The 26,289-nt window shown below is 70.9% G+C and carries 26 protein-coding genes and 1 tRNA gene; 12 read left to right on the top strand and 15 right to left on the bottom strand.

The window, feature by feature from the left end:
• Positions 1–11: 11 nt before the first annotated feature.
• From QM792_RS05035 to QM792_RS05005, 7 genes are all read right to left on the bottom strand, one after another.
• Complete coding sequence (locus QM792_RS05035; protein ID WP_415148172.1) at positions 12–1,190, bottom strand: ribonucleotide-diphosphate reductase subunit beta; 1,179 nt, start codon at positions 1,188–1,190, stop codon at positions 12–14.
• 115 nt (positions 1,191–1,305) lie between these two features.
• Entirely contained in the window at positions 1,306–4,131 is a 2,826-nt protein-coding gene (locus tag QM792_RS05030) for a ribonucleoside-diphosphate reductase subunit alpha (protein WP_415151583.1), read from the bottom strand.
• A 371-nt stretch (positions 4,132–4,502) separates the two neighbouring features.
• Positions 4,503–5,108 carry a 1,6-anhydro-N-acetylmuramyl-L-alanine amidase AmpD gene (gene ampD, locus QM792_RS05025; protein WP_415148171.1) on the bottom strand — a complete coding sequence of 202 codons (606 nt, stop codon included), beginning with the start codon at positions 5,106–5,108 and terminating at the stop codon, positions 4,503–4,505.
• A 4-nt stretch (positions 5,109–5,112) separates the two neighbouring features.
• Positions 5,113–6,678 (bottom strand): sigma-54-dependent transcriptional regulator, encoded by a 1,566-nt coding sequence (locus tag QM792_RS05020; protein ID WP_415148170.1) that lies wholly within the window; start codon positions 6,676–6,678, stop codon positions 5,113–5,115.
• Positions 6,675–8,603, bottom strand: coding sequence for a two-component system sensor histidine kinase NtrB (locus QM792_RS05015; protein ID WP_415148169.1), 1,929 nt, complete (start codon positions 8,601–8,603; stop codon positions 6,675–6,677). Before QM792_RS05015 ends, QM792_RS05020 begins: the two co-directional genes overlap by 4 nt.
• Complete coding sequence (locus QM792_RS05010) at positions 8,569–8,811, bottom strand: PP0621 family protein (RefSeq protein ID WP_415148168.1); 243 nt, start codon at positions 8,809–8,811, stop codon at positions 8,569–8,571. The genes QM792_RS05015 and QM792_RS05010 overlap by 35 nt, the downstream gene beginning before the upstream one ends.
• A gap of 19 nt (positions 8,812–8,830) precedes the next feature.
• Positions 8,831–9,640: an inner membrane protein YpjD gene (locus QM792_RS05005; protein WP_415148166.1), complete on the bottom strand. Its 810-nt coding sequence runs from the start codon at positions 9,638–9,640 to the stop codon at positions 8,831–8,833.
• Between the two features lie 47 nt (positions 9,641–9,687).
• Between QM792_RS05005 and ffh the strand changes: the two genes are divergently transcribed.
• A complete protein-coding gene (ffh, locus tag QM792_RS05000) occupies positions 9,688–11,085 on the top strand; it encodes a signal recognition particle protein (protein WP_415148165.1) in 1,398 nt (465 codons plus the stop codon).
• A gap of 20 nt (positions 11,086–11,105) precedes the next feature.
• A complete protein-coding gene (locus QM792_RS04995) occupies positions 11,106–11,804 on the top strand; it encodes a DUF2726 domain-containing protein (RefSeq protein WP_415148163.1) in 699 nt (232 codons plus the stop codon).
• A 22-nt stretch (positions 11,805–11,826) separates the two neighbouring features.
• On the opposite strand, the gene ftsY is transcribed toward QM792_RS04995, so the two are convergent.
• Positions 11,827–12,879: a signal recognition particle-docking protein FtsY gene (ftsY, locus tag QM792_RS04990; protein WP_415148161.1), complete on the bottom strand. Its 1,053-nt coding sequence runs from the start codon at positions 12,877–12,879 to the stop codon at positions 11,827–11,829.
• Positions 12,880–12,940: 61 nt separating this feature from the next.
• On the opposite strand from ftsY, the gene QM792_RS04985 reads away from it, so the two are divergent.
• From QM792_RS04985 to miaB, 3 genes are all read left to right on the top strand, one after another.
• A tRNA-Met gene (locus QM792_RS04985) sits at positions 12,941–13,017 on the top strand.
• A gap of 90 nt (positions 13,018–13,107) precedes the next feature.
• Positions 13,108–13,488, top strand: coding sequence for a hypothetical protein (locus QM792_RS04980; protein ID WP_415148159.1), 381 nt, complete (start codon positions 13,108–13,110; stop codon positions 13,486–13,488).
• An 11-nt stretch (positions 13,489–13,499) separates the two neighbouring features.
• Entirely contained in the window at positions 13,500–14,855 is a 1,356-nt protein-coding gene (miaB, locus tag QM792_RS04975) for a tRNA (N6-isopentenyl adenosine(37)-C2)-methylthiotransferase MiaB (protein WP_415148157.1), read from the top strand.
• A gap of 7 nt (positions 14,856–14,862) precedes the next feature.
• On the opposite strand, the gene QM792_RS04970 is transcribed toward miaB, so the two are convergent.
• Positions 14,863–15,144 carry a hypothetical protein gene (locus QM792_RS04970; protein ID WP_415148155.1) on the bottom strand — a complete coding sequence of 94 codons (282 nt, stop codon included), beginning with the start codon at positions 15,142–15,144 and terminating at the stop codon, positions 14,863–14,865.
• 117 nt (positions 15,145–15,261) lie between these two features.
• Between QM792_RS04970 and hemA the strand changes: the two genes are divergently transcribed.
• The 6 genes from hemA (at position 15,262) to QM792_RS04940 (ending at position 20,140) form a co-directional block, all read left to right on the top strand.
• The gene (hemA, locus tag QM792_RS04965; protein ID WP_415148153.1) at positions 15,262–16,545 is read left to right on the top strand and encodes a glutamyl-tRNA reductase; all 1,284 of its coding nucleotides are present in this window, start codon (positions 15,262–15,264) and stop codon (positions 16,543–16,545) included.
• Complete coding sequence (gene prfA, locus QM792_RS04960) at positions 16,542–17,624, top strand: peptide chain release factor 1 (protein ID WP_415148152.1); 1,083 nt, start codon at positions 16,542–16,544, stop codon at positions 17,622–17,624. Before hemA ends, prfA begins: the two co-directional genes overlap by 4 nt.
• Entirely contained in the window at positions 17,621–18,442 is an 822-nt protein-coding gene (gene prmC / locus QM792_RS04955; RefSeq protein ID WP_415148151.1) for a peptide chain release factor N(5)-glutamine methyltransferase, read from the top strand. Before prfA ends, prmC begins: the two co-directional genes overlap by 4 nt.
• A 122-nt stretch (positions 18,443–18,564) precedes the next feature.
• Positions 18,565–19,161, top strand: a complete 597-nt coding sequence (locus QM792_RS04950) for a hypothetical protein (protein ID WP_415148149.1) — start codon at positions 18,565–18,567, stop codon at positions 19,159–19,161.
• Positions 19,162–19,239: 78 nt separating this feature from the next.
• On the top strand, positions 19,240–19,551 hold the full coding sequence (grxD, locus tag QM792_RS04945; protein ID WP_415148148.1) for a Grx4 family monothiol glutaredoxin: 312 nt from the start codon (positions 19,240–19,242) through the stop codon (positions 19,549–19,551).
• Positions 19,552–19,558: 7 nt separating this feature from the next.
• Positions 19,559–20,140 carry a UbiX family flavin prenyltransferase gene (locus QM792_RS04940; RefSeq protein WP_415148147.1) on the top strand — a complete coding sequence of 194 codons (582 nt, stop codon included), beginning with the start codon at positions 19,559–19,561 and terminating at the stop codon, positions 20,138–20,140.
• Here the strand turns inward: QM792_RS04940 and QM792_RS04935 are convergent, their stop codons facing one another.
• Together QM792_RS04935 and QM792_RS04930 are read right to left on the bottom strand one after the other, a co-directional pair.
• Positions 20,141–20,761: a lytic transglycosylase domain-containing protein gene (locus QM792_RS04935; protein WP_415148146.1), complete on the bottom strand. Its 621-nt coding sequence runs from the start codon at positions 20,759–20,761 to the stop codon at positions 20,141–20,143. It lies immediately after the preceding gene.
• Positions 20,758–22,503: a proline--tRNA ligase gene (locus tag QM792_RS04930; RefSeq protein ID WP_415148144.1), complete on the bottom strand. Its 1,746-nt coding sequence runs from the start codon at positions 22,501–22,503 to the stop codon at positions 20,758–20,760. The genes QM792_RS04935 and QM792_RS04930 overlap by 4 nt, the downstream gene beginning before the upstream one ends.
• 99 nt (positions 22,504–22,602) lie before the next feature.
• Between QM792_RS04930 and QM792_RS04925 the strand changes: the two genes are divergently transcribed.
• Positions 22,603–23,175, top strand: coding sequence for an RNA pyrophosphohydrolase (locus QM792_RS04925; protein WP_415148142.1), 573 nt, complete (start codon positions 22,603–22,605; stop codon positions 23,173–23,175).
• A 13-nt stretch (positions 23,176–23,188) separates the two neighbouring features.
• Here the strand turns inward: QM792_RS04925 and proB are convergent, their stop codons facing one another.
• The 4 genes from proB to rplU all read right to left on the bottom strand — a co-directional run bounded on the left by proB (position 23,189) and on the right by rplU (position 26,105).
• A complete protein-coding gene (gene proB / locus QM792_RS04920) occupies positions 23,189–24,310 on the bottom strand; it encodes a glutamate 5-kinase (protein ID WP_415148140.1) in 1,122 nt (373 codons plus the stop codon).
• On the bottom strand, positions 24,307–25,380 hold the full coding sequence (gene cgtA / locus QM792_RS04915; protein ID WP_415148138.1) for an Obg family GTPase CgtA: 1,074 nt from the start codon (positions 25,378–25,380) through the stop codon (positions 24,307–24,309). The genes proB and cgtA overlap by 4 nt, the downstream gene beginning before the upstream one ends.
• Positions 25,381–25,508: 128 nt before the next feature.
• Positions 25,509–25,769, bottom strand: a complete 261-nt coding sequence (gene rpmA / locus QM792_RS04910) for a 50S ribosomal protein L27 (protein ID WP_415148137.1) — start codon at positions 25,767–25,769, stop codon at positions 25,509–25,511.
• A gap of 24 nt (positions 25,770–25,793) precedes the next feature.
• The gene (gene rplU, locus QM792_RS04905; RefSeq protein ID WP_415148136.1) at positions 25,794–26,105 is read right to left on the bottom strand and encodes a 50S ribosomal protein L21; all 312 of its coding nucleotides are present in this window, start codon (positions 26,103–26,105) and stop codon (positions 25,794–25,796) included.
• Between the last annotated feature and the right edge of the window lie 184 nt (positions 26,106–26,289).

The raw sequence follows: 26,289 nt of genomic DNA, 5'->3' as shown, positions 1-26,289 counted from the left end.
AACCGGGCTGATCAATCCCAGGACAACGCTCCACCCGACTGATACTCGATCACGCGGGTCTCGAAGAAGTTGCGTTCCTTCTTCAGGTCGATCATTTCGCTCATCCAGGGGAACGGGTTCTCCTCGTTGGGGAACAGTTCCTCCAGGCCGATCTGCGTCGCGCGCCGGTTCGCGATGTAGCGCAGGTAGCCCTTGAACATCGAGGCGTTCATCCCGAGCACGCCGCGCGGCATGGTGTCTTCGGCGTAGCGGTACTCGAGTTCGACCGCCTTCAGGAACAAGGCCTTGATCTCGTCCTTGAACGCCGGCGTCCACAGGTGCGGGTTCTCGAGCTTGATCTGGTTGATCAGGTCGATGCCGAAATTGCAGTGCATCGACTCGTCGCGCAGGATGTACTGGTACTGCTCGGCCGCGCCGGTCATCTTGTTCTGCCGACCGAGCGCGAGGATCTGCGTGAAGCCGACGTAGAAGAACAGTCCTTCCATCAGGCAGGCGAAGACGATCAGCGACTTCAGCAGCTTGCGGTCGTTCTCGGGCGTGCCGGTGTGGAAGGCCGGGTCCATGATCTGCTCGATGAAGGGCAGCAGGAACTCGTCCTTGTCGCGGATCGACGCGACCTCGTGGTAGGCGTTGAAGATCTCGCCCTCGTCGAGCCCGAGCGACTCGACGATGTACTGGTAGGCGTGCGTGTGGATCGCTTCCTCGAAGGCCTGGCGCAGCAGGAACTGGCGGCACTCGGGTGCGGTGATGTGGCGATAGCTGCCCAGCACGATGTTGTTGGCGGCCAGCGAGTCGGCGGTGACGAAGAAGCCGAGGTTGCGCTTGACGATGCGGCGCTCGTCTTCGGTCAGGCCGTTCGGATCCTTCCAGGTCGCGATGTCGCGCGACATGTTGATCTCCTGCGGCATCCAGTGGTTGGCGCAGGTGGCGAGGTACTTCTCCCAGGCCCACTTGTACTTGAACGGCACCAGTTGGTTGACGTCGGTCTGGCCGTTGATGATGCGCTTGTCGGCGGCGCGCACGCGGCGGTCCGACGCGGCGGCCGGCTCGCCGGCGGCTGCAGCAGGAGCGGCGGGCGCGGGGAAGGAATGCTCCTGCAGCCGCGCCGACGGCAACTGCTGCGGCACACCTTGCGGTTGGTGCGCGCCTTGCGATCTCGAGGGTCTTACTTCGTCGTCCCAGACAAGCATGTTCGCTTCCCGATCTTGTCAATTATCAGAGTGTTGCGCCGGAACACCAAGCACTTCTTGACATCCGGCGCGACTGGTTGTTGCTGTCATGCATCGAACAACGATGCACGACGACTCACTGGCATGCCTCGCAGGTCGGGTCGTCGAGCGAGCAGAACTTCACTTCGCTCGCGGGCTCACCCACCGACAACGCAGCGGCCGACGACGAGGCGCTGTCGACGTGACTGGCCACCGCGTTGAGCTGCCCCGCCTTCACCGTCGACTTCTCGGCGTGCGTCGCGCCGATGGTGCGCAGGTAGTAGGTGGTCTTCAGGCCGCGCAGCCAGGCGAGCTTGTAGGTCTCGTCGAGCTTCTTGCCCGAGGCGCCGGCCATGTAGATGTTCAGCGACTGCGCCTGGTCGATCCACTTCTGGCGCCGCGCCGCGGCCTCCACCAGCCACTGCGTCTCGATCTCGAAGGCGGTGGCATACAGCGCCTTCAGGTCCTCGGGCACGCGGTCGATGCGGCGCAGCGAGCCGTCGAAGTGCTTGAGGTCCATGACCATCACGTCGTCCCACAGGCCGAGCTTCTTCAGGTCGCGCACCAGGTACTCGTTGAGCACGGTGAACTCGCCCGACAGGTTGGACTTGACCGACAGGTTGCCGAACGAGGGCTCGATCGACGCGCTGACGCCGACGATGTTGGAGATCGTCGCGGTCGGCGCGATCGCCACGCAGTTGGAGTTGCGCATGCCGTGCTCGGCGATGCGCGCGCGCAGCGCGTCCCAGTCCATCGCGGTGCTGCGGTCGACCTCGACGTAGCCGCCGCGCTGCTCCTCGAGCAGGTTCAGCGAGTCGAGCGGAAGAATGCCGCGGTCCCACAGCGAGCCGCGGTAGCTCGAATAGCGGCCGCGCTCGGCGGCCAGTTCGGTGGAGGCCCAGTAGGCGTGGTAGCACACCGCCTCCATCGAGCGGTCGGCGAACTCCACCGCCGCCTGCGAGGCGTAGGGCACGCGCAGTTCGTGCAGCGCGTCCTGGAAGCCCATGATGCCCAGGCCCACCGGGCGGTGCTTCAGGTTGGAGTCGCGCGCCTTCTTGACGGCGTAGTAGTTGATGTCGATGACGTTGTCGAGCATGCGCATCGCCGTGGCCACCGTCTTCTTCAGCTTGGCCTGGTCGATCGCGCCGTCCTTCAGGTGCTGCGACAGGTTCACCGAGCCGAGGTTGCACACCGCGATCTCGCTCGGGCCGGTGTTCAGCGTGATCTCGGTGCACAGATTGCTCGAATGCACCACGCCGACGTGCTGCTGCGGCGAGCGCACGTTGCAGGCGTCCTTGAAGGTGATCCAGGGGTGCCCGGTCTCGAACAGCATCGAGAGCATCTTGCGCCACAGATCCTTGGCCGGCACCGTCTTGAACAGCTTGATCTCGCCGCTGCGCGTCTTCGCTTCGTAGCGCTGGTAGGCCTCCTCGAAGTCCTTGCCGAACCTGTCGTGCAAGTCGGGGCAGGTGGAGGGCGAGAACAGCGTCCAGTCGCCGCCCTCGACCACGCGCTTCATGAACAGGTCGGGAATCCAGTTCGCCGTGTTCATGTCGTGCGTGCGGCGGCGGTCGTCGCCGGTGTTCTTGCGCAGCTCGAGGAATTCCTCCAGGTCGAGGTGCCAGCTCTCCAGGTAGGCGCACACCGCGCCCTTGCGCTTGCCGCCCTGGTTGACCGCCACCGCGGTGTCGTTGACCACCTTCAGGAACGGCACCACGCCCTGGCTCTTGCCGTTGGTGCCCTTGATGTGGCTACCCAGCGCGCGCACGTTGGTCCAGTCGTTGCCCAGGCCGCCGGCGAACTTGGACAGCAGCGCGTTCTCCTTGAGCGCCTCGTAGATGCCGTCGAGGTCGTCGGACACCGTGGTCAGGTAGCAGCTCGACAGTTGCGAGCGCCGCGTGCCGGAGTTGAACAGCGTCGGCGTCGAGCTCATGAAGTCGAAGCTCGACAGCACCTCGTAGAACTCGATGGCGCGCGCCTCGCGGTCGATCTCGCCCAGCGCCAGGCCCATCGCGACGCGCATGTAGAACGCCTGCGGCAGCTCGATGCGGCGCTCTTCGACGTGCAGGAAGTAGCGGTCGAACAGCGTCTGCAGGCCGAGGTAGTCGAACTGCAGGTCGCGGTCGGCCTTCAGCGCGGCGCCCAGCCTGTCGAGGTCGAACTGCAGCAGCTTCTCGTCGAGCAGCTCGGCCTGCACGCCCTTGCGCACGAACTCGGGGAAGTATTCGGCGTAGCGGGTGTGCATCTGCTCGTGCGTCACCTCCTCGCCGAGGATCTCGCGGCGGATGGTGTGCAGCAGCAGCCGCGCGGTGGCGCGCGTGTAGCCCGGATCCTTCTCGATCAGCGTGCGCGCGGCCAGGATGGCGGCCTTGTGCACCTCGCCGATCGGCACGCCGTCGTACAGGTTGCGCTTGGTCTCGGCCAGCACCGGCTCGGCCCTGACGTCGGCGCCCAGGCCGGCGCAGGCCGACTCGACCAGCGCGTGCAGCCGAGCGAAGTCCAGCGGCACGCGCTGGCCGTTGTCGGTCACGTGCAGCACCGGCTCGACCGGCGCCGCCTTCTGCACCTGCTTGGCGCGCTCCTGCGCACGACGCTCGCGGTAGAGCACGTAGGCGCGCGCCACTTCGTGGTGGCCGCCGCGCATCAGGCCGAGCTCGACCTGGTCCTGCACGTCCTCGATGTGGAAGGTGCCGCCGCCCGGGCGCGAGCGCAGCAGCGCGCGCACCACCGCCTCGGTCAGGCCGTCGACCGTCTCGCGCACGCTCGCCGAGGCCGCGCCCTGCGTTCCGTGCACGGCCAGGAAGGCCTTCATCAGCGCGACGGCGATCTTGTTCGGCTCGAACACCACCACCGCGCCGTTGCGGCGGATGATCTGGTAGCCCTGGTAGGCCGACGTCGCGGCCGGGGAGACGGGGGCGTGCATGCCGGCGGCCGGCGTGGAAGTCGGAACATGGATGGCTTGCATGGCGTCCCCTGAGGTGGTCGGTGGCAATGTGGCGGTGGTCATGAGCGAAGCGACGGGAAGGCCGGCCGCCGCTCAGCAGCGGCCGCCGAAAAAAAAGAATGCGGGAGGCGTGCGTGCCAGCTCCAAGCCCTTTCGACCTCGGTTCTGCAAGCGGTCGAACGGTGCGGCACGGCGTTTCTGAAGGGTTCGAAGGATAGCACAGCGGGACACTATATCTGGGGTACCACGGTGCTTCAAGCACTACCGCTAGCGTGCCAACCCCAGTACGCGCATCCCCCTAGATCGCGCGGAAACGCGCCGTTGTTGGGCTCGCGCGGTGCGGCGCCGTGTTAGCGCCGCGCACCTCGGTTGCGTCGTGTTGCACTGTCGGGAAAGTCCCAGGCCGCCAGGCCTTCGGCGGCCAGGCGTGCGCGCAGCTCGGCCCAGTCGAAACCGGCGCCGGGATCGTGCTTGCGCCCCGGCGCGATGTGCTCATGGCCAACCACCGCGGCGATCGGGTAGCGCCGCGCGAGGCCTTGCGCGAGCGCGCCCAGCGTGTCGTACTGCGCCGCGTCGAAGGCCTCGCCTTCCAGTCCTTCGAGCTCGACCCCGATCGAGTAGTCGTTGCAGTCCGCGCGGCCACGCCAGGCCGAGCGGCCGGCATGCCAGGCGCGCCGGTCGCACGAGACGAACTGCAGCAGTTCGCCGCTGCGCCGCACGACGAAGTGCGCCGACACCTGCAGACCGCGGATCGTCTCGAAGTACGGGTGCGCGCTCCAGTCGAGCCGGTTCGTGAAAAAGTGCTCGATCTCATCGCCGCCGTACTCGCCCGGCGGCAGCGAGATCGAATGCACCACCAGCAGCGAGACCGCCGCGTCGGCCGGCCGCGGGCCGAAGTTCGGCGACCGGCAGCGCCGCGCGGCGGACCACCAGCCGGCATGCCAGCGCGGCTTCACGCCATCACTCGCGTTCGGCGCCGATGCCGTCGCTGCCGACGTTCACCCCGAGCCGCGCCATGCGGTAGCGCATCTGCCGCAGCGACAGGCCGAGGCTCGCGCCGGCCGCGGTGCGGTTGTAGCGATGGCGTTCGAGCGCACGCACCAGGATGTCGCGCTCGACCTCGTCGAGGTGGGCCACCAGGTCGGCGGGCAGCGGCTCTTCCAGCGGCAGGCTGCTCGCCGGCGGCGGGAAGCGCGCGGGCGGCTCGTCGGCGCGTGCCATCGCCGCGAACGGATCGTCCGGCTCGGCGAAGCGCTCGGCCGGCAGCGCGTCGGCCAGATCCGACTCGGGCAGGCCGAGGTCGGCCACGGCTATGGTCTCGCCGCCGGACAAGGCCACCGCGCGGTGCAGCAGGTTCTCCAGCTCGCGCACGTTGCCGGGGAAGGCGTGGCGCGCGAGCGTCTGCAGCGCCTCGCGCGTCAGGCGCGGCGGCGGCGACACGCCGGCATCGTGCGCGATGCGCTCGAGCACGCGCTCGGCGATCTCGGCCAGGTCGTCGAGCCGCTCGCGCAGCGGCGGCACGCGGATCTGGATGACGTTGAGGCGGTAGAACAGATCCTGGCGGAAGCGCCCGGCCTGCACCTCGGCGCCGAGGTCCTTGTGCGTCGCGCTGAGCAGGCGCACGTTGACCGGCTGCTCGCTGACCGCGCCGACCGGCCGCACCGAACGCTCCTGGATCGCGCGCAGCAGCTTGCTCTGCATCGACAGCGGCAGGTCGCCGATCTCGTCGAGGAACAGCGTGCCGCCGTTGGCGGCCTGGAAGAAGCCCTCGCGGTCCTCGGCCGCGCCGGTGAACGCGCCCTTGCGGTAGCCGAAGAACTCGGCCTCGAGCAACTGCTCGGGAATGGCGCCGCAGTTCACCGCGATGAAGGGCTGCGCGGCGCGCGCGCTGATCTCGTGGATGGCCCGCGCCACCAGTTCCTTGCCGGTGCCCGACTCGCCGTTGACCAGCACCGGCGCCATGCTGCGCGCGACCTTCTCGACCAGCCCGCGCACCTGCTGCATCGCCGCCGAATGGCCGGCCATGCGGCGCAGCGCCGGGCTGACGGGCGCGGCCGGCGCCGCGGCGGGCGGCCGCGCCGCGCGCGGCTGCGGCGGCGCGCCGTTCTCCGACGGCAGCGTGGACGGGTCCATGGTCGGCACCGCCGGCCCGCCGCGGCCGAGCGCCGAGGCGACGACGGCGCGGAACTGCTTCAGGTCGACCGGCTTGGTGAGGTAGTCGTAGGCGCCGGCCTTGAGCGCCTCGACCGCGTTCTCCGCCGAGCCGTAGGCGGTGATGACGATGGTCTTCTCGCGCCGGCCGGCCTCTTCGAGGCGCTGCAGCAGTTCGAGCCCGGTGCCGTCGGGCAGGCGCATGTCGGTGATCACCGCGCTGTAGGTGCGGTCCTTCAGGTGCATCCAGGCTTCTTCCACCGAGCCGGCGGTCTCGATGTCGTAACCCTCGCGCAACAGCGTCAGCTCGTAGAGCGTGCGCAGGTCGGGCTCGTCGTCGACGACCAGCAGGCTGAAGTGGGATGGCGAGGTCATGAGGTGAGGTGCAGTCGCGCTTCGGTGTCGGCCAGCGGCATGCGGCGCATCACCATGAAGAACTCGTTCGGGTGCGGGTCGCCGCCCGGGCGGGCCCGGTAGTCGATGCTGGCGCCGTAGCGCTCGCACAGCTCGCGGCAAATATACAGGCCGAGGCCTGTGCCGCGGCTGCGCGTCGAGAAGAAGGGCTCGAACAGGTAGGGCTCGACGTCGGCGGCGATCGGCGCGCCGTCGCTGGCCACGCTGAGGAAGGCGCGCTCGTCGTCGCGCGAATCGAGCCGCAGCACCACGCTGCCGGGCGCGCCGCTGGCGTGGCGGTGCGCGTTGTCGAGCAGGTTGATCAGCACGCGCCGCAGGTGCTCGGCGTCGAAGGCCACGCCCAGCGGCTGCGGCGGCAGCTCGACGAGCAGCACGCTGTGCTCACCCAGCCTGACGCCGGCGGCGCGCGCCCAGTCGCTGCAGATCGCCGCCACCATCGCGGTCGCGTCGATCGCGGCGGCCTCCTGCGGCAGGCCGGGCGCCACCTCCATCACGTCGTCGACGATGCGCTTCAGGCGGTCGACGTTGTCGGCCACCATGCGCGTGAGGCGGCGCTGCGCCGGCTCGGTCGCGTCCTCGGCGAGCAGCGCGTTGGCCTGCGCGATCGCCGCCAGCGGGTTGCGGATCTCGTGCGCGATGCCGGCCGACACGCGCCCCATCGCGGCGAGCTTCTCCTGGCGGCTGCGCGCCTGCATGTTGCGCACGTCCTCGAGGAACAGCACGCAGAAATCCTCGCTCGCCTGCGCCGCCTTGTGGCGCGTGAAGCGCACGCGCACGCGCAGCGTGCGGCTCGCGCCGGACTCGAAGGCGAGCGTCACGTCGCGCCCCGCCTCCGGCCAGCTCGATTCGATGAAGGCCTGCTCCACCGTGCGTACCAGCCCCGCCCAGGCCTCGATGCCGCGCAACTGGAACGGCGCCGGCCGGCTCATGCCCTCGGGCGCGAGCAGGCGCCGCGCCGCCGGATTGGCGGCGCGCACGCGGCCGCGCCGGTCGACGACCAGGATGCCGTCCTGCATCTCCTCGATCACCAGCCGGTTCAGCGCCGCCTGCTGGCGCGCCATCTCCATGTTGCCGCGCGCGCTCAGTTCCTCGCGCGCCAGGCGTCCGGCCAGCTCGCCGGCCAGCACGGTGATGACGAAGAAACCGCTGCCGGCCAGCGCCGCCTGCGTCAGCAACTGCGTCAGGCTGCCGCCGCGCAGGCTGTCGAACCAGGCGGCGGTCAGCAGCATCAGTGCCACCGCCGCCGCCGTGGCCAGCGCCAGCGGACGCGGCGTCAGCACGCCGGCCATCAGCACCGGCAGCACCAGCAGCGCCACGTAGTTCAGGCTCGAGCCCGAGGCCAGCACGTGCAGCGCGCTGAAGGCGAGCAGGTCGACGCCGATGGTCATCAACCACGGCGCGCCGAACACCCGCGCCAGCGCCTGCGGCGCCACCGGCGCCTTGCGCGGCAGCAGCCACAGCGCCAGTGCCAGCGTGCCGTAGGCGACGCTGATCAGCGCCGCCTCCAGCGAGGGCCGCGAACCGAACAGGCCGGTGATGGCCTGCGCCAGCACCAGCGCGACGCCGAGCGCGGCGCGCGCGCCGACGAAGGTGCGGTAGATGCGATCGAACGCCGTCTGGCCGGCGCTGACGATGCGCTCGGCCTGGCGCGAGAACAGGCGCGAATCGAGCGACGCCGTGTTCGGGCGCGACGCGGCGCCGGCCGCGCCCGCCGGCTCGCTGGGCGCGGCGCCGGCCGAGTCGAACTGGCTGCCGATCTGCGTGTCCTCCACCGAGCCGAAGGCTCCGAACCACGACTCGTCGGCGGTCGGCCCGCGGCGCGCGCGGCGCCGCTCGCCGCTGCGGCGCTCCTCAGCGGGCGCCGTGCTGCCGTTCGTATTCGGCACGATGGGCTTCTCCGCAGAACACGCCGCCGCGGCCGGGCAGCGCCTCGTGCCGGGGCAGGTGCACGCCGCACCACTGGCAGGCCACCATCGGCTCGGCGTCGCGCGCTTCGCGCCGCGGCCCGGGCGGTGGCGCGTCGGCGCGGCGGCGCGCGCCGCGCAGCAGCCACACCAGCGCGAGCACGGCGATCACGAACAGGACGAACTTCATCGCATCGGAAAGATGTGCCTCAGGCCGCGCGCTGCAGCAGGATCTCGAGCACGAAGCGCGAGCCGACGTAGGCCAGCAGCAGCAGCGCCGCGCCGCCGTACAGCCAGCGCGTGGCCAGCGGGCCGCGCCAGCCGAAGGCGCGGCGGCCGGCCAGCAGCGCGGCGAACACCAGCCAGCCGAGCACCGAGAACACCGTCTTGTGATCCCAGCGCCACGGCTGCGCGAACCAGGCCCCCAGCAGCAGCGCCGCCGACAGCACGATGAAGCCGGCGCCGACGAAGCGGAAGGTCAGCCGCTCCAGCCGCAGCAGCGGCATGCCCGACGGCGCGGCGGCGTGCTGGCGCATCTGCTGCTCGGCGCGGTTGAGCATCGCCGCGTGCAGCACCGCCGCGCCGAACAGCCCGTACGAGGCGATGCCCAGCACCCAGTGCAGCGGCGCCCAGCGCGACAGCGCATGCGGGCGCAGCTCGCCGGGGAACAGCAGCGCCAGCAGCACCGTGGCCGCGCCGAGCAGCGCCAGCGAACGGCGCACGCCGGCCAGCGGCAGGAAGCGGCTCTCGACCGCGTAGACCGCCAGCACCAGCCACATCGTCACCGACAGCGCGGGCGCGAAGCCGAAGCGCGCGCCGGCCGTCGGCGCGCCGATGCCGGCGATGTCGATGACGATCGCCAGCGCGTGCGCGATCCAGCCGGCCATCAGCGCGCCGCGCAGCGCCGCATCGCGCTCGGTGCGCGCCAGCCCGGCGCCGAGGTAGGCCAGCAGCGCCACCAGCGCGGGCACGGCCAGCAGCCAGGCCGTCGTGCCCTCGGATGCGGACGATAAAATCATGCCCACAGTGTACTTTCGCGCCCCGGGTCCTCCGGCCGCGCCGCGTCATGGCCTCCACCCTCACCGACCGCCTGAGTCGCGTCGTCAAGACGATGCGCGGCCAGGCCCGCATCACCGAGAGCAACGTGCAGGAGATGCTGCGCGAGGTGCGCATGGCGCTGCTCGAGGCCGACGTGGCGCTGCCGGTGGTGCGCGACTTCATCGCGCGCGTCAAGGACAAGGCGCTGGGCGCCGAGGTGGCCGGCTCGCTGACGCCGGGCCAGGCGCTGGTGGGCATCGTCAACCGCGAGCTGGCGGCGACGATGGGCGACGTGGACCCGACAGGGGCCCCGAAGGGCCCGGCGGACATCAACCTCGCCGCCCAGCCGCCCGCGGTGGTCCTGATGGCCGGCCTGCAGGGCGCCGGCAAGACCACCACCACCGCCAAGCTGGCGCGCCACCTGATCGACAAGCGCAGGAAGAAGGTGCTGACGGTCTCGGCCGACGTCTACCGCCCCGCCGCGATCGAGCAGTTGAAGACCGTGACGAAGCAGGCCGGCGCCGAGTGGTTCCCTTCGGCGGCCAGCGACAAGCCGCTGGACATCGCGCGCGCCGCGCTCGACCACGCCAAGCGCCACTACTTCGACGTGCTGCTGGTCGACACCGCCGGTCGCCTGGCGATCGACGAAGCGCTGATGAAGGAGATCGCCGAGCTGCACGCGGCGCTGAACCCGGTCGAGACCCTCTTCGTCGTCGACGCGATGCAGGGCCAGGATGCGATCAACACCGCGAAGGCCTTCAAGGAAGCGCTGCCGCTGACCGGCATCGTGCTGACCAAGATGGACGGCGACTCGCGCGGCGGCGCGGCGCTGTCGGTGCGGCAGGTGACCGGCGCGCCGATCAAGTTCGCCGGCACCAGCGAGAAGATCGACGGGCTGGAGGTGTTCGACGCGCAGCGCCACGCCGGCCGCGTGCTCGGCATGGGCGACATCGTCGCGCTGGTCGAGGAGGTGCAGAAGGGCGTCGACATCGCCGCGGCGCAGAAGCTCGCCGACAAGGTCAGGTCGGGCGACGGCTTCGACCTGAACGACTTCCTGATGCAGATCTCGCAGATGAAGAAGATGGGCGGGCTGTCGGGGCTGATCGACAAGCTGCCGACGCAATTGACCGGCGGCAAGACCCCCAACGTCGGCCAGGCCGACATGGACCGCGCCGAGCGCGACGTGCGCCGCATGGAGGGCATCATCTGCTCGATGACGCCGCTGGAGCGCCGCAAGCCCGAGTTGATCAAGGCCACGCGCAAGCGCCGCATCGCCGCCGGCGCCGGCGTGCAGGTGCAGGAGGTGAACCGCCTGCTCAACCAGTTCGAGCAGATGCAGGGCATGATGAAGAAGATGAAGGGTGGCGGCCTGATGAAGATGATGAAGCGCATGGGCGGCATGAAGCTGCCCGGCGGGCCGCGCTGAACGGAAAGGGGGAACGCCTGATGCCGACCTGGCTGCTCGTGCTGATCGCGGCGATCGTCGTGCTGGCGGTCGTCCTGTGGCTGCTGCGGCAGCGCCGCCGGCCGGCCGCCGCCACCGGCGACACCGAGCGCCGCCTGGACACCGTGGCCGCCTGGCCGCCCGCCGCGACGCGCATCCTCAGCAGCGCCGAGCGGCAGGCCTACGGCACGCTGGAGCGCGCGCTGCCCGGCTACATGATCCTCGCGCAGGTGCCGCTGGCGCGCTTCCTCAAGGTGCCGACGCGCTATTCGTACTCCGAATGGCTGCGCCGCCTCGGCACGCAGTGCGCCGACCTGGTGGTGTGCGACATGGCCTCCGAGGTGCTGGCCGTGATCGACGTGCAGCCGCCCGCCGGCGCCGAGAGCGAACGCGCGCGCAAGCGGCTGAACCGCATGGCGCGCGTGCTGAAGGCCGCCGGCATCCCGATGCACGTGTGGACCGACAACGCCCTGCCCTCGGTGGAGGCGGCGCGCGAGATGATCATGCCCAGGCCGGCCGCCGCGCAGCCCGCGCCGGCCTCGCAGCCCGCGGCGCTCGACGCCCCGCTCGACGCGCCGGAACTCGACGAGCGCATCGAGATGCGCGAGCCGCCGCCGTCGACCTGGTTCGACGAGTTCAATTCGGGGGCCGTGCCGCTGGCCCCGAACGAAGCGCGCCGCGACGACAAGCGCGGCGCCTGAGCCGCGTCGACTCGACGACCCGTCAGCCCAGCAGCGCCTGCGCGAACTCGCGCGCCTCGAAGGTCTGCAGGTCTTCCAGCCGCTCGCCCACGCCGATGAAATAAACCGGCAGCGCCTGCCCGCGCGCGCGGCCCCACAGCGCCAGCGCGGCGAGCACGCCGCCCTTGGCGGTGCCGTCGAGCTTGGTGATGACCACGCCCGTGAGTTGCAGCGCGGCGTCGAAGGCCTGCACCTGCGCGAGCGCGTTCTGGCCGGTGTTGCCGTCGACCACCAGCAGCACCTCGTGCGGCGCACCCTCCTGCGCCTTGGCGATGGTGCGGCGGATCTTCTTCAGCTCCTCCATCAGGTGCGCCTGCGTGGTCAGGCGCCCGGCGGTGTCGGCGATCACCACGTCGCAGCCGCGCGCCTTGCCGGCCACCACCGCGTCGTAGGTCACCGCGGCCGGATCGCCGCCTTCCTGGCTGACGATCTCGACGCGGTTGCGGTCGGCCCACACCAGCAGTTGCTCGCGCGCCGCGGCGCGGAAGGTGTCGGCCGCGGCCAGCAGCACCTTCTGGCCGGCGTCGGCGAGATGGCGCGTCAGCTTGCCGATGCTGGTGGTCTTGCCGGCGCCGTTGACGCCGACCACCATGATCACCGTCGGCTGCGCCTCGCCGACGCGCAAAGGCTGCTGCATCGGCGCGAGCAGCTCGGCGACCGCATCGGCCAGCAGCCCCTTCACCGCCGCCGGCTCGGCGGCCTTGGCCTCCTTCACGCGGCGCTTCAGGTCGTCGAGCAGGAACTGCGTGGCCTGCACGCCGGCATCGGCCATCAGCAAGGCGGACTCCAGTTCCTCGTAGAGCGCATCGTCGATGCGCGTGCCGGTGAACACCTGCGCGATGCCGCTGCCGGTGCGGCGCAGGCCCTGGCGGAGCTTGTCCATCCAGCCGCGGCGCTCGGCCTCGGGCGCCGGCGCGGCGGGCTCGGCCGGCGCGGGCTCGGCCGGCGTGGCGAGGGCGGCCGGCGCGGCGATGGCGGGCGGCTCGGTCGCGGCGGGCGGCGTCGGCGCGACCTTTTTCTTGAAGAAGCTGAACATCGGGGGGCCGGAGCGATGCCGCGCGGGCGGGAGGCTGAGCCGCGATATACTGGCGGGCTCAGGCGCTTTAGCTCAGTCGGTTAGAGCGACGGAATCATAATCCGCAGGTCCGGGGTTCGAGTCCCTGAAGCGCCACCAGCATCCCCCGAACGGCTCCTCGTCTGCCCCAGACCGGGAGCCGTTCCGGTTTTTGGCATCCGCCTCAACGACAGCCACTGGATCCACACCATGTACCGCTGTTTCCTCGCCCTGGTCGCCGCGCTGCTGTTCACCGGCAGCGCCGCCGCGCAAAGCCTGCGCCACTTCCCGCCCAACGCGCTGCGCGGCACGCTGCAGGTGCTGCAGTCGCCCGAGGTGGCGCTCAACGGCAGGCCGGCGCGGCTGGGCGCGGGCGCGCGCATCTTCGGCGCCGACCACCTGATCAAGGTGCCGGCGTCGCTGGTCGGCTCGAAGTACCTCGTCCACTACACGGTCGACACGCAGGGCTTCCTGCGCGACGTGTGGATTCTTTCCGCCGCCGAGGCCGCGAAGAAGCCCTGGCCCACCACCGCCGCCGAGGCGCAGGCCTGGCACTTCGAGCCCGTCGCGCAGGTCTGGGTCAAGCCCTGAAGGAGGCCGCCATGGCATTCCCCGCGGGCAAGAAGGTCTTCATCAAGACCTTCGGCTGCCAGATGAACGAGTACGACTCCGACAAGATGGCCGACGTGCTCCAGGCCGCCGAGGGCTACGAGACGACGAGCAACGTCGACGAGGCCGACCTGATCCTCTTCAACACCTGCTCGGTGCGCGAGAAGGCGCAGGAGAAGGTGTTCAGCGACCTCGGTCGCGTCAAGCACCTGAAGGCCAAGGGCGTTCTGATCGGCGTGGGCGGCTGCGTCGCCAGCCAGGAGGGCGCGGCGATCATCGAGCGCGCGCCCTACGTCGACGTGGTGTTCGGCCCGCAGACGCTGCACCGCCTGCCCGAGATGCTGGCGCGGCGCAGCGAGCAGCGCCGCGCGCAGGTGGACATCAGCTTCCCCGAGATCGAGAAGTTCGACCACCTGCCGCCGCCGCGCACCGAGGGCGCGAGCGCCTTCGTCTCGATCATGGAGGGCTGCTCCAAGTACTGCAGCTACTGCGTGGTGCCCTACACGCGCGGCGAGGAGGTCTCGCGCCCGTTCGACGACGTGCTCACCGAGGTGGCCGGCCTGGCCGACCAGGGCGTCAAGGAGGTCACGCTGCTCGGCCAGAACGTCAACGCCTACCGCGGCGCGATGGGTGCAACGAGCGAGATCGCCGACTTCGCGCTGCTGCTCGAGTACGTGGCCGAGATCCCCGGCATCGAGCGCATCCGCTACACCACCAGCCACCCGAACGAGTTCACGCAGCGCCTGGTCGACGTCTACGCGCGCGTGCCGCAACTGGTGAGCCACCTGCACCTGCCGGTGCAGCACGGCAGCGACCGCATCCTGATGGCGATGAAGCGCGGCTACACCGCGATGGAATACAAGAGCACGATCCGCAAGCTGCGCGCGGTGCGCCCGGGCATCAGCCTGTCGAGCGACTTCATCGTCGGCTTTCCCGGCGAGACGGCCGACGACCACGCGCGCACGATGAAGCTGATCGCCGACATCGGCTTCGACGCGAGCTTCAGCTTCGTCTACAGCGCGCGCCCGGGCACGCCGGCGGCCAACCTCGCCGACGACACGCCGCAGGCGCTGAAGCTGCAACGCCTGCAGGAGTTGCAGGCGGCGATCGAGGCGAACGCGCGCCGCATCGGCGAGTCGCGCGTAGGCACCGTGCAGCGCATCCTGGTGGAAGGCCCGTCGCGGCGCGACGCGGCCGAGCTGATGGGGCGCACCGAGTGCAACCGCATCGTCAACTTCGCCGGCCCGGCGCGGCTGGTCGGCCGGATGATCGACGTGCGCATCACGCAGGCCTACCCGCATTCGCTGCGCGGCGAGGCGGTGCTGGCCGAGAGCGTCGCCGCGGCCTGAGCGGGCCTCAGGCGCGCGCGCCGCGCAGCCCGGCCCACCACAGCGCGAGCGTGTTGCCGGCGAGCATCAGCGCGTAACCGGCCATCTTGCCGTCGCGCCCGAACACCACCAGCGCCGCCACCAGCCCGACGGCGCAGCCGCCGCAGGCCCAGGCCGCCAGGCGGTGCAAGCGCACCGCGCGCAGCTCGCGCCGCCACAGCAGCCGCGCCAGCGCGGCCGTGACCAGGCCGACGCCGAGCGCGGGCGCGAAGAAGTTCAGCAGGTGCCAGAGGGCGTCGAGCGGGCCCATTCGCCAGAGCGTGAGGAACGTGGGAACATGCGCGGGGAGCTTGACTGTCATCAATCCCCGCATGCCGGCGCCTGGGAAGATACGGCGGCGGCAGAGGCCGAATTTTATAATCCGCACATGAGCGTCTTCGCCCTGGGGCTGAACCACACCACCGCGCCGGTCGACCTGCGCGGGCGGTTCGCGTTCGCGCCCGAGCAGGTGGCGCCCACGCTGCGCGCCTTCCGCGACAGGCTGCTGCAGTCCAGCGAGGTGGCGATCGTCTCCACCTGCAACCGCACCGAGCTGTACGTCGGCGCCAACCCCGCGCTGGTGGCGCCGGCCGTCGACTGGCTGGCGCAGCTCGGCGGCGTCAGCGGCCCGACGCTGCGCCAGCACTCCTACGTGTTCGAAGGCAGCCAGGCGGCGCGCCACGCCTTCCGCGTCGCCAGCGGGCTCGATTCGATGGTGCTGGGCGAGCCGCAGATCCTCGGCCAGATGAAGCAGGCGGTGCGCGAGGCCGATTCGGCCGGCACGCTGGGCACCACGCTGCACCAGATGTTCCAGCGCAGCTTCGCGGTGGCCAAGGAGGTGCGCACCTCCACCGAGATCGGCGCGCATTCGATCAGCATGGCGGCGGCGGCCGTGCGGCTGGCCTCGCAACTGTTCGAGGACCTGCGCCAAACCAAGGTGCTGTTCGTCGGCGCCGGCGAGATGATCGAGCTGGTCGCCACGCACTTCGCGGCGCGCACGCCCAAGGCGCTGGCGGTGGCGAATCGCACGCTGGAGCGCGGCGAGAAGCTGGCCGGGCGCTTCGGCGCCGAGGCGATGCGCCTGTCCGACCTGCCGAGCCGGCTGGGCGAGTTCGACATCGTGGTCTCCTGCACCGCGAGCACGCTGCCCATCATCGGCCTGGGCGCGGTCGAGCGCGCGATCAAGGCGCGCAAGCGCCGCCCGATGTTCATGGTCGACCTGGCGGTGCCGCGCGACATCGAGCCCGAGGTGTCGCGGCTGGCCGACGTGTACCTGTACACCGTCGACGATCTCTCCGCGCTGGTGCAGACCGCCGGCGAGAAGCGCCAGGCCGCCGTCGAGCAGGCCGAGGCCATCATCGAGACCGGCGTACAGGGCTTCGAGCACTGGCTCGGCCAGCGCGAGGCGGTGCCGCTGATCAAGGCGCTGCACCAGCAGGCCGACGACTGGCGCCACGCCGAGATCGCCCGCGCGCGCAGGATGCTCGCGCGCGGCGAGGATGTCGACAAGGTGCTGGAGGCGCTGAGCCACGGCCTGACGCAGAAGATGCTGCACGGCACCATGGCCGAACTGCATTCCGCCGACCCGGCGCAGCGCAGCCAGCTCGCGCACACGGTGTCCAAGCTGTTCCTGCGCCAGACCCCGCGCGACCCGGCCGACGAGCGCGGTTGAAAGACGCCTTCCGCCAGCAATTCGAGCGCCTCGCCTTGCGCCTGGCCGAGCTCGACGCGACGCTCGCCGACCCGCGCGTCGGCGCCGACATGAAGCGCTTTCGCGAGCTGACGCGCGAGCATGCCGAGGCCGCCTCGCTGGTCGAGCGCTTTCGCCGCTACGAGCAGCGCGAGCGTGACCTCGCCGCCGCGAACGAGCTGCTGGCCGACCCCGAGATGGCCGAGATGGCGCAGCAGGAAATCGCCGAGGCGCAGGACGACATGCAGCGCCTGCACGCCGAGCTGCAGACCGCGCTGCTGCCGCGCGACCCCGACGACGAGCGCAATGCCTTCGTCGAGATCCGCGCCGGCACCGGCGGCGACGAGTCGGCGCTGTTCGCCGGCGACCTGGCGCGCATGTACCTGCGCTACGCCGAGCGCCGCGGCTGGCGCTGCGAGATCATGTCGGAAAGCGCCAGCGAGCTGGGCGGCTACAAGGAAGTGGTGATCCGCATCGAAGGCGACAGCGTGTACGGGCGGCTGCGGTTCGAGTCGGGCGGCCACCGCGTGCAGCGCGTGCCGGCCACCGAGGCGCAGGGGCGCATCCACACCAGCGCCTGCACCGTGGCCGTGCTGCCCGAGCCCGACGAGGCCGAGGAGATCACGCTCAACCCGGCCGAGCTGCGCATCGACACCTTCCGCGCCAGCGGCGCCGGCGGCCAGCACGTCAACAAGACCGACAGCGCGATCCGCATCACCCACCTGCCCACCGGGCTGGTGGCCGAATGCCAGGACGACCGCTCGCAGCACCGCAACAAGGCCAAGGCGATGGCGGTGCTGCAGGCGCGGCTGCGCGACCGCGAGCGCAGCGAGCGCGCCGCCAGGGAAGCCGCCACGCGCAAGGGCCTGATCGGCAGCGGCGACCGCAGCGACCGCATCCGCACCTACAACTTCCCGCAAGGCCGGCTGACCGACCACCGCATCAACCTGACGCTTTACCGCCTGCAGGCCATCGTCGACGGCGATCTCGACGAGGTGATCGCCGCCTTGCAGGCGGCGCGCGCGGCCGAGCAACTGGCGGCGCTGGAAAGCGGGCAATGAAAACGCTGGCCGAGGCGCTCGCCGCCGCGCGCGCGCGCGGCATCGAGCGGCTCGACGCGCAACTGCTGCTCGGCCACGTGCTCGGCCGACCGCGCGCCTGGCTGCTGGCGCACGACGACGCCGCGCTGGCCCCGGCCGACGCGGCGCGCTACGCCGGGCTGCTGGCGCGGCGGCGCGGCGGCGAGCCGGTGGCCTACCTGCTGGGCAGCAAGGAATTCCACGGCCTGGACTTGCAGGTGGATGCGCGCGTGCTGGTGCCGCGCCCCGACACCGAGGTGCTGGTCGACTGGGCCGTCGAGCTGCTGCGCGGCGAGCTGGCCGCCGAAGCGCCCGGCGTGGTCGACCTCGGCACCGGCAGCGGCGCGATCGCGCTGGCGCTCAAGCACGACTGCCCGGCCGCCGCCGTCACCGCCACCGACACGAGCCGCGACGCGCTGGCGGTGGCCGGCGCGAATGCCGAGCGGCTCGGGCTGGCCGTCGAACTGCTGCACGGCTCGTGGTGGCAGCCGCTGGCCGGGCGGTGCTTCCGCCTCGCGCTGTCCAACCCGCCCTACATCGACGGCGCCGACCCGCACCTGGCCGCCCTCGCCGCCGAGCCGCGGTCCGCGCTGACGCCCGGCGCGGACGGCCTGCGGGCGCTGCGCGAGATCGTCGCCGGCGCCGCCGCCCACCTCGAGCCGGGCGGCTGGCTGCTGCTCGAACACGGCTACGACCAGGCCGACGCCGTGCGGCGGCTGCTCGCCGATGCCGGCTTCGCGGGCATCGCGATGCGGCGCGACCTGGGCGGCCAGCCGCGCTGCACCGGCGCGCGACGCTGAGCCCCGGCGGTTCCGCCACTTGTTGGCGGATTCGGCGCCGACACCACAGTCGCAGGGGTGGCGTGCGCCACAAGCCGGCGCCCGCGGCGTAGCATGGACCCGGACCATCAAGGGAGCCGAACATGCACGCAATCCGGTGGATGCTCACGGTGACTTTTGCGCTGGCCGCCTCGGGCCAGGCGCTGGCGGGCCCGGGCGAGGGCCTGAAATGGCAGGACGACAGCCTGACCTGGGCGCGCTGGCAGGCGCGCCTGGCGATCAGCCAGCCGGCGCCGCCGTGGCAGGCCGGTCTCGGCGCCGATGACGGCAGCGGCCTGAACCCGCGCAGCCTCAGCATCATGGGCGACTACCTGCTGGCGCGCTGGCAGTCGGCCGACGGCGGCCACTCCGGCGTGCTGCGCGCCACCAGCGGGCTGGTGGTCGGGCCCCGCCCGGCGCTGTGGGCCGGCCAGAGCGGCGGCAGCCTGCTGGCGCCCGAGCGCCGGCTGTTCGGCGATGCGCGCGACGACGGCGGCGCCCTGCCCTACATCGGCGTCGGCTACAGCGGCCTGGCCGGGCGCGGCGGCTGGAGCTACAGCGCCGACTTCGGCCTGATGGCGCTGGGCGCCGGCAACGCGGTGCGCCTGGGCCGCAGCGGCGCCTACCAGGGCGTGGACGACCTGGTGCGCGAGCTGCGCCTGACGCCGGTGCTGCAGATCGGCGCCTCCTACGCCTTCTGATGCGCCGACTCGCACGCCGGGATTGCGGCTTGCCGTATAACGTCGGCCTGTTGGCAGACACCCGGACCGAACACGACCATGAGCGACGTCAAGACCCGCATCGACGAGATCGTCAAGAACAACCGCGTGGTGCTCTTCATGAAGGGCAACGCGCAGTTTCCGATGTGCGGCTTCTCGGGCCGCGCGGTGCAGATCCTCAAGGCCTGCGGCGTGAACGACCTCACCACCGTCAACGTGCTGGAAGACGAGGAGATCCGCCAGGGCGTCAAGGACTACGCCAACTGGCCGACCATCCCGCAGCTCTACGTGAAGGGCGAGTTCGTCGGCGGCTCGGACATCATGATGGAGATGTACCAGTCGGGCGAACTGCAGCCGCTGCTGGTGGAATGAGCCGCGCATGAACGCGGCACGCCGCGTCGTCGTCGGCGTCACCGGGGCGACCGGCGCGGTCTATGCGGTGCGCCTGCTGCGCCGCCTGCGCGAGGTGGGGCGCGAGACGCACCTGGTGGCCAGCCCCGCCGGCATCCTGAGCGTGCACCACGAGCTGGGCCTGGACCGGCGCGCGCTGGAGCGGCTCGCCGACGTGGCCTACGCCAGCGGCGACATCGGCGCGGCGATCGCCAGCGGCTCGTTCGCCGCCGAGGCGATGGTGGTGGCGCCGTGCTCGATGAAGTCGCTCGCTGCGATCGCCCACGGCCTGGGCGACAACCTGCTGACACGCGCGGCCGACGTGACGCTCAAGGAGCGCCGCCGCCTCGTGCTGATGGTGCGCGAAACGCCGCTGCACCTCGCCCACCTGCGCAACATGACGGCCGCCACCGAGATGGGCGCCGTGGTGTTCCCGCCGCTGCCGGCCTTCTACCACCGGCCGCGGACGCTCGACGAGGTCATCGACGACACCGTCGAGCGTGTGCTCGCGCTGCTCGGCGTCGAGGAGGCCGCGCCGCATGCCTGGGGCGGGCTGGGCGCCGAGGGCTGATCAGCCGTCGGCGTGCAGCCAGGCCTTGCGCGCGCCGAACACCGCGTTCGGGTACTGCAGCTTGCCGCGGCTGCCGTTGTAGCGACCGAGTGCGAGGAACAGGTCGCCGCGCTCCAGGTCGAGGTAGTGGCGCAGGATCACGCAGCCGAAGCGCAGGTTGCTCTGCATGTGGAACAGGCTGGCCGCGTCGCCATCGCCGATCAGGCGCGTCCAGAACGGCATCACCTGCATGTAGCCGCGCGCGCCGGCCGAGCTGATGGCGTACTTGCGAAAGCCGCTTTCTACCTGGATCAGCCCGAGCACCAGCGCCGGCTCCAGGCCGGCGCGCTTGCTCTCGTACCACAGCGTCTCGAGGAACTCGACGCGCGTGACGTGCTCCGCCTTGCGGCGTTGCAGCCGCGTGCTCATCGCGCCCAGCCAGCGCAGGTAGGCCAGGCGCGCCTCAATGGTGTCGAAAGCCGGCTTGGGCGGCGCGCTGTTGGCGATCGCCGCGGCGAGCGCGCCGCGCACCGCGTCGGCCAGCGGCTCCTCCTTCTGCGCGCCTGCCTCGGCGGGCCGCGGCAGGGCCGCGGCCAGCGGCGCCAGCAGGCCGGCCAGCAGCAGCCGGCGCCGCGGGCTCATCGCTTCAGCACGCCTTTCAGGTGCGCGGCCGCCTCGGCCGGCGCCAGCGGCGTGGCCTGCGCATCGCGCCGGCCCTGGTACTCGATGCGGCCTTCCTTCAGGCCGCGCTCGGAGATCACCAGCCGGTGCGGAATGCCGATCAGCTCCCAGTCGGCGAACATCGCGCCGGGGCGCTCGCCGCGGTCGTCGAGCATCACGTCGATGCCCAGCGCTTCCAACTCGGCGTGCAGCGCGTCGGCGGTGGCCTTGACCTCGGCGCTGCGCTCGTAGCCGATCGGGCAGATCACCGCGCTGAACGGCGCCATCGCGTCGGGCCAGACGATGCCGCGCTCGTCGTGACCCTGCTCGACCGCCGCGCCGAGGATGCGGGTGACGCCGATGCCGTAGCAGCCCATCTGCATCAGTTGCGGCTTGCCGGCTTCGTCGAGGTAGGTGGCGTTCATCGCCGCGCTGTACTTGGTGCCGAGGAAGAACACGTGGCCGACCTCGATGCCGCGCTGGATCGCCAGCACGCCGCGGCCGTCGGGCGAGAGCTCGCCCTCGGTGACGTTGCGGATGTCGGCCACCGCGTCGGGCTCGGGCAGGTCGCGCCCCCAGTTCACGCCGGTGTAGTGGAAGTCGGCCTCGTTGGCGCCGCAGACGAAGTCGCTCATCGCCGCCACCGTGCGATCGGCCACGACCTTGACCGGCTTGACCGTGCCGATCGGCCCGAGGTAGCCCGGCTTGCAGCCGAAGTGGCTCTCGATCTCGGCCACGGTGGCGAAGCGGAAGCCGTCCTTCAGCCCCGCGAGCTTGCCGGCCTTGACTTCGTTGAGCTGGTGGTCGCCGCGCACCAGCAGCAGCCACACGGTGCTGCGCACCACGTCGCCCTTGTCGTTGCGCTCGTCGGTCGCGAGCACCAGCGACTTCACGGTGCGCTGCAAGGGGATGCCGAGCAGCGCGGCCACGTCCTCGCAGGTGCTGCGCCCGGGCGTCGGCGTCTTGGCCAGCGGCTGCGCGGCGGCGCCGCGCGGCGCCTTCGGCGCCACCGCCTCGGCCAGTTCCATGTTGGCGGCGTAGTCGGAATCGGGGCAGTAGACGATGGCGTCCTCGCCGGTGTCGGCGATCACCTGGAACTCGTGCGAGCGGTCGCCGCCGATCGCGCCGGTGTCGGCCGCCACGGCGCGGAAGGTCAGGCCCATGCGCTCGAAGATGCGCACGTAGGCGTCGTACATGCGCTGGTAGCTCGCCCCGGCGGCGTCGGCGTCACGGTCGAAGGAATAGGCGTCCTTCATCGTGAACTCGCGCCCGCGCATCACGCCGAAGCGCGGCCGGCGCTCGTCGCGGAACTTGGTCTGGATGTGATAGAAATTCTTCGGCAGCGCGCGGTAGCTGCGCAGCTCCTGGCGAGCGATGTCGGTGATCACCTCTTCCGAGGTCGGCTGGATGATGAAGTCGCGCTCGTGGCGGTCTTTCACGCGCAGCAGCTCGGGGCCCATCTTCTCGAAGCGGCCGGTCTCCTGCCACAGCTCGGCCGGCTGCACCACCGGCATCAGCAGCTCGACGGCGCCGGCGCGGTTCATCTCCTCGCGGATGATCTGCTCGACCTTGCGGATCACGCGCAGCCCCATCGGCATGTAGCTGTAGATGCCGGCGCCGAGCCGCTTGATCAGGCCGGCGCGCATCATCAGCTTGTGGCTCACGACCTCGGCGTCCGCCGGCGCTTCCTTCAGGGTGGAGACGAAAAACTGGGTGGATTTCATGCGGAAGGCACCGGGCCGGGGCTGCGGGTAACCCAAGGGGTTGAAGCCCGTCACACCGATGCAATAATGATTTGAACTAGCGCAATTTCGGGGTTGATTATGCTCGACCGTGAGGGGTTCAGACCCAACGTCGGCATCATCCTGCTCAACCACAAGAACCAGGTTTTCTGGGGCAAGCGGATCCGGACCCACTCCTGGCAGTTCCCGCAAGGGGGCATCAAGCACGGCGAGACGCCCGAGCAGGCGATGTACCGCGAGCTCCACGAAGAGGTGGGGCTGATGCCGGAGCATGTGCGCATCGTCGCGCGCACGCGCGACTGGCTGCGCTACGAGGTGCCCGAGCACTACATCCGGCGCGACGCGCGCGGCCACTACAAGGGGCAGAAGCAGATCTGGTTCCTGCTCCAGATGGTCGGCCGCGACAGCGACATGAACCTGCGCGCCAGCGACCACCCCGAGTTCGACGCCTGGCGCTGGAACGAGTACTGGGTGCCGCTGGAAGTGGTGATCGACTTCAAGCGCGACGTCTACCAGATGGCGCTGACCGAACTGGCGCGCTTCCTGCCGCGCAGCGCGCACCACCACAACCGCTACCTGCGCTCGGGCCTGCGCCCGCACCACCGCGCCGAAGGGCCGCGGCCCGACGAACCGCCACCCGACGAGTCGCGCTGAGCGGCGCCCGGGCTCAGCCGAGCACCAGGTTGTCGCGGTGGATCATCTCGGGCTCGGCGCTGTAGCCGAGCAGCCGCTCGAACTCGCCCGACGGCTTGCGCGCGATCAGGCGCGCCTCGGCGCTGCCGTAGTTGGCCAGGCCGCGCGCGATCTCGCGGCCGGCCGTGTCGCGCACCGCGATCACGTCGCCGCGATGGAAGTCGCCGCGCACCTCGACCACGCCGATCGGCAGCAGGCTCTTGCCCTCGTCGCGCAGTTTCTTCACCGCGCCCTCGTCGATCACCACGCCGCCGCGCAGTTGCAGATGGTCGGCCATCCACTGCTTGCGCGCCGCCTGCTTGGGCGTGGCGGCGGTCAGCGCGGTGCCGATCGCCTCGCCGCGCGCCAGGCGCAGCAGCACGTCGCTCTCGCGGCCCCAGGCGATCACCGTGCTGGCGCCGCTGCCCGCCGCGCGCTTGGCGGCGAGGATCTTGGTCAGCATGCCGCCGCGCCCGAGGCTGGAGCCGGCGCCGCCGGCCATGCGCTCGAGCGCCGGATCGCCGGCGCGCGCCTCGTGCACCAAGCTCGCGTCGGGATGCTGGCGCGGGTCGGCCGTGTACAGGCCCTTCTGGTCGGTGAGGATCACCAGCGCGTCGGCGTCGATCAGGTTGGCCACCAGCGCGCCGAGCGTGTCGTTGTCGCCGAACTTGATCTCGTCGTTGACGACGGTGTCGTTCTCGTTGATCACCGGCAGCACGCGCAGCGCCAGCAGCGTCAGCAGCGTCGAGCGCGCGTTGAGGTAGCGCTCGCGGTCGGCCAGGTCGGCGTGCGTCAGCAGCACCTGCGCGCTGCCCATGCCCTGCTCGCGCAGCTTCGACTCGTAGATCTGCGCCAGGCCCATCTGCCCGACCGCCGCGGCGGCCTGCAGTTCGTTCACTTCCCTGGGGCGCGTGCTCCAGCCGAGGCGCTTCATGCCCTCGGCGATCGCGCCGCTGGAGACCATCACCAGTTCGCGGCCCTCGCGCGCCAGCGCCGCCATCTGGCGGCACCAGTCGCCGATGGCGCGCGCGTCGACGCCGCGGCCCTCGTCGGTGACCAGCGCCGAGCCGACCTTGACGACGATGCGGCGCGCATTCAGCAAGGGAGCAACGCTCATCGCGAGGCCTCCGCGCCGGCCGCGTCGAAGCGCGGATCGGGATCGTCGGGCACCACGTTGCGCAGCCTGGCGACGTGCTCGTACACCGCGCGCACCAGCGACTGGCAGCCTTCGCGCGTCAGCGCCGAGATCTCGAACACCGGGCCCTTCCAGCGCAGGCGGCGCACGAAGTCCTTGACGCGCCCGGCGCGCTCCTCGGCCGGCACCATGTCGAGCTTGTTGAGCACCAGCCAGCGCGGCTTGGCGTGCAGCGCCGGGTCGTACTTCTTCAGTTCGGCGACGATGGCGCGCGCCTGCGCCACCGGGTCGACCGCATCGTCGAACGGCGCCATGTCGACCACGTGCAGCAGCAGGTGGGTGCGCTGCAGATGGCGCAGGAACAGGTGGCCGAGGCCGGCGCCTTCCGACGCGCCTTCGATCAGGCCGGGGATGTCGGCGACGACGAAGCTCTGCTCCGGACCGACGCGCACCACGCCGAGGTTGGGGTGCAGCGTGGTGAAGGGGTAGTCGGCGATCTTCGGCCGCGCGTTCGACACCGCCGCGATCAGCGTCGACTTGCCGGCGTTGGGCATGCCCAGCAGGCCGACGTCGGCCAGCACGCGCAGTTCGAGCTTGAGCTTGCGCTGCTCGCCCGGCCAGCCGGGCGTCTTCTGGCGCGGCGCGCGGTTGGTGCTGCTCTTGAAGTGCAGGTTGCCGAAGCCGCCGTCGCCGCCCTTGGCCAGCAGCAGCTTCTCGCCGGGCACCAGCAGTTCGCCGAGCACCGCACCGCTGTCGAGGTCGGTGATGATGGTGCCCATGGGCATGCGCAGCACGATGTCGTCGGCGGCCGCACCGTACTGGTCGGAGCCGCGCCCGGCCTCGCCGTTGCGCGCCTCGTGGCGGCGCGCGTAGCGGAAGTCGATCAGCGTGTTGAGGTTGCGGTCGCCGACCGCGTAGACGCTGCCGCCGCGCCCGCCGTCGCCGCCGTCGGGGCCGCCGAAGGGGATGAACTTCTCGCGGCGAAAGCTCGCGCAGCCGTTGCCGCCGTTGCCGGCGGCAACGTCGATGGTGGCTTCGTCGACGAACTTCATGCGGGCTTGCGCGTCTGGCGCGGATGGTAGTGGTGCGGCGCCCGAAACGACGAAGCCCCGGACGGACCGGGGCTTCAGCGGGAATTCACCGGGACTTCAGGCGCCGAGCCGCGGATGCGGCTGCGTGCTCAGGCCGCCTCGACGATGCTGACCGTGTGGCGGTTCAGCGCGCCCTTGACGGCGAACTTCACCTGGCCGTCGGCCAGCGCGTACAGCGTGTGGTCCTTGCCGACGCCGACGTTGGTGCCGGCGTGGAACTTGGTGCCGCGCTGGCGCACGATGATCGAGCCGGCCGACACCGTCTGGCCGCCGAAGGCCTTCACGCCGAGCATCTTCGGCTTCGAGTCACGGCCGTTGCGGGTCGAGCCGCCGCCCTTTTTCTGTGCCATGTTCTGGACTCCTTGTGGTGGATATCAGGCGCTCACCGCGCCGATTTCCAGCTCGGTGTAGTTCTGGCGGTGGCCGCCGTGCTTCTGATAGTGCTTGCGGCGACGCATCTTGAAGATGCGCACCTTGTCGTGCCGGCCGTGCGCCACGACCTTGGCCGTCACGCTGGCACCCGCCACCAAGGGAGTCCCGACCTTCAGGTCCGCGCCGTCGCCGACGGCGAGCACCTGGTCGATCGTGATCTCTTGGCCAACGTCCGCAGCAATCTGTTCTACCTTGATCTTCTCGCCGGCGACAACGCGATACTGCTTGCCTCCGGTTTTTATGACCGCGTACATATCAGCCCTTTCTGCTGTTCCTCGCGAACCTTGACGCTGCCCGCGAGCCCCCGAAAAACGGAGAGCCGGCGAGTATAGCATGTGGCGCCTCGGCGACGGCCCGCCGCCCGGGCCGGCCGGGGCGCGTCCGGGCGGCTTCCTATAATTCGCGCTTCCCACCGAGCGCGCCGTGCAGAACTCCACG

Source organism: Piscinibacter sp. (assembly GCF_047600445.1).
GTDB lineage: Bacteria > Pseudomonadota > Gammaproteobacteria > Burkholderiales > Burkholderiaceae_C > Piscinibacter.
The sequence above is the reverse complement of the archived record's forward strand: the minus strand, read 5'-3'. Positions and strand labels throughout refer to the sequence as shown.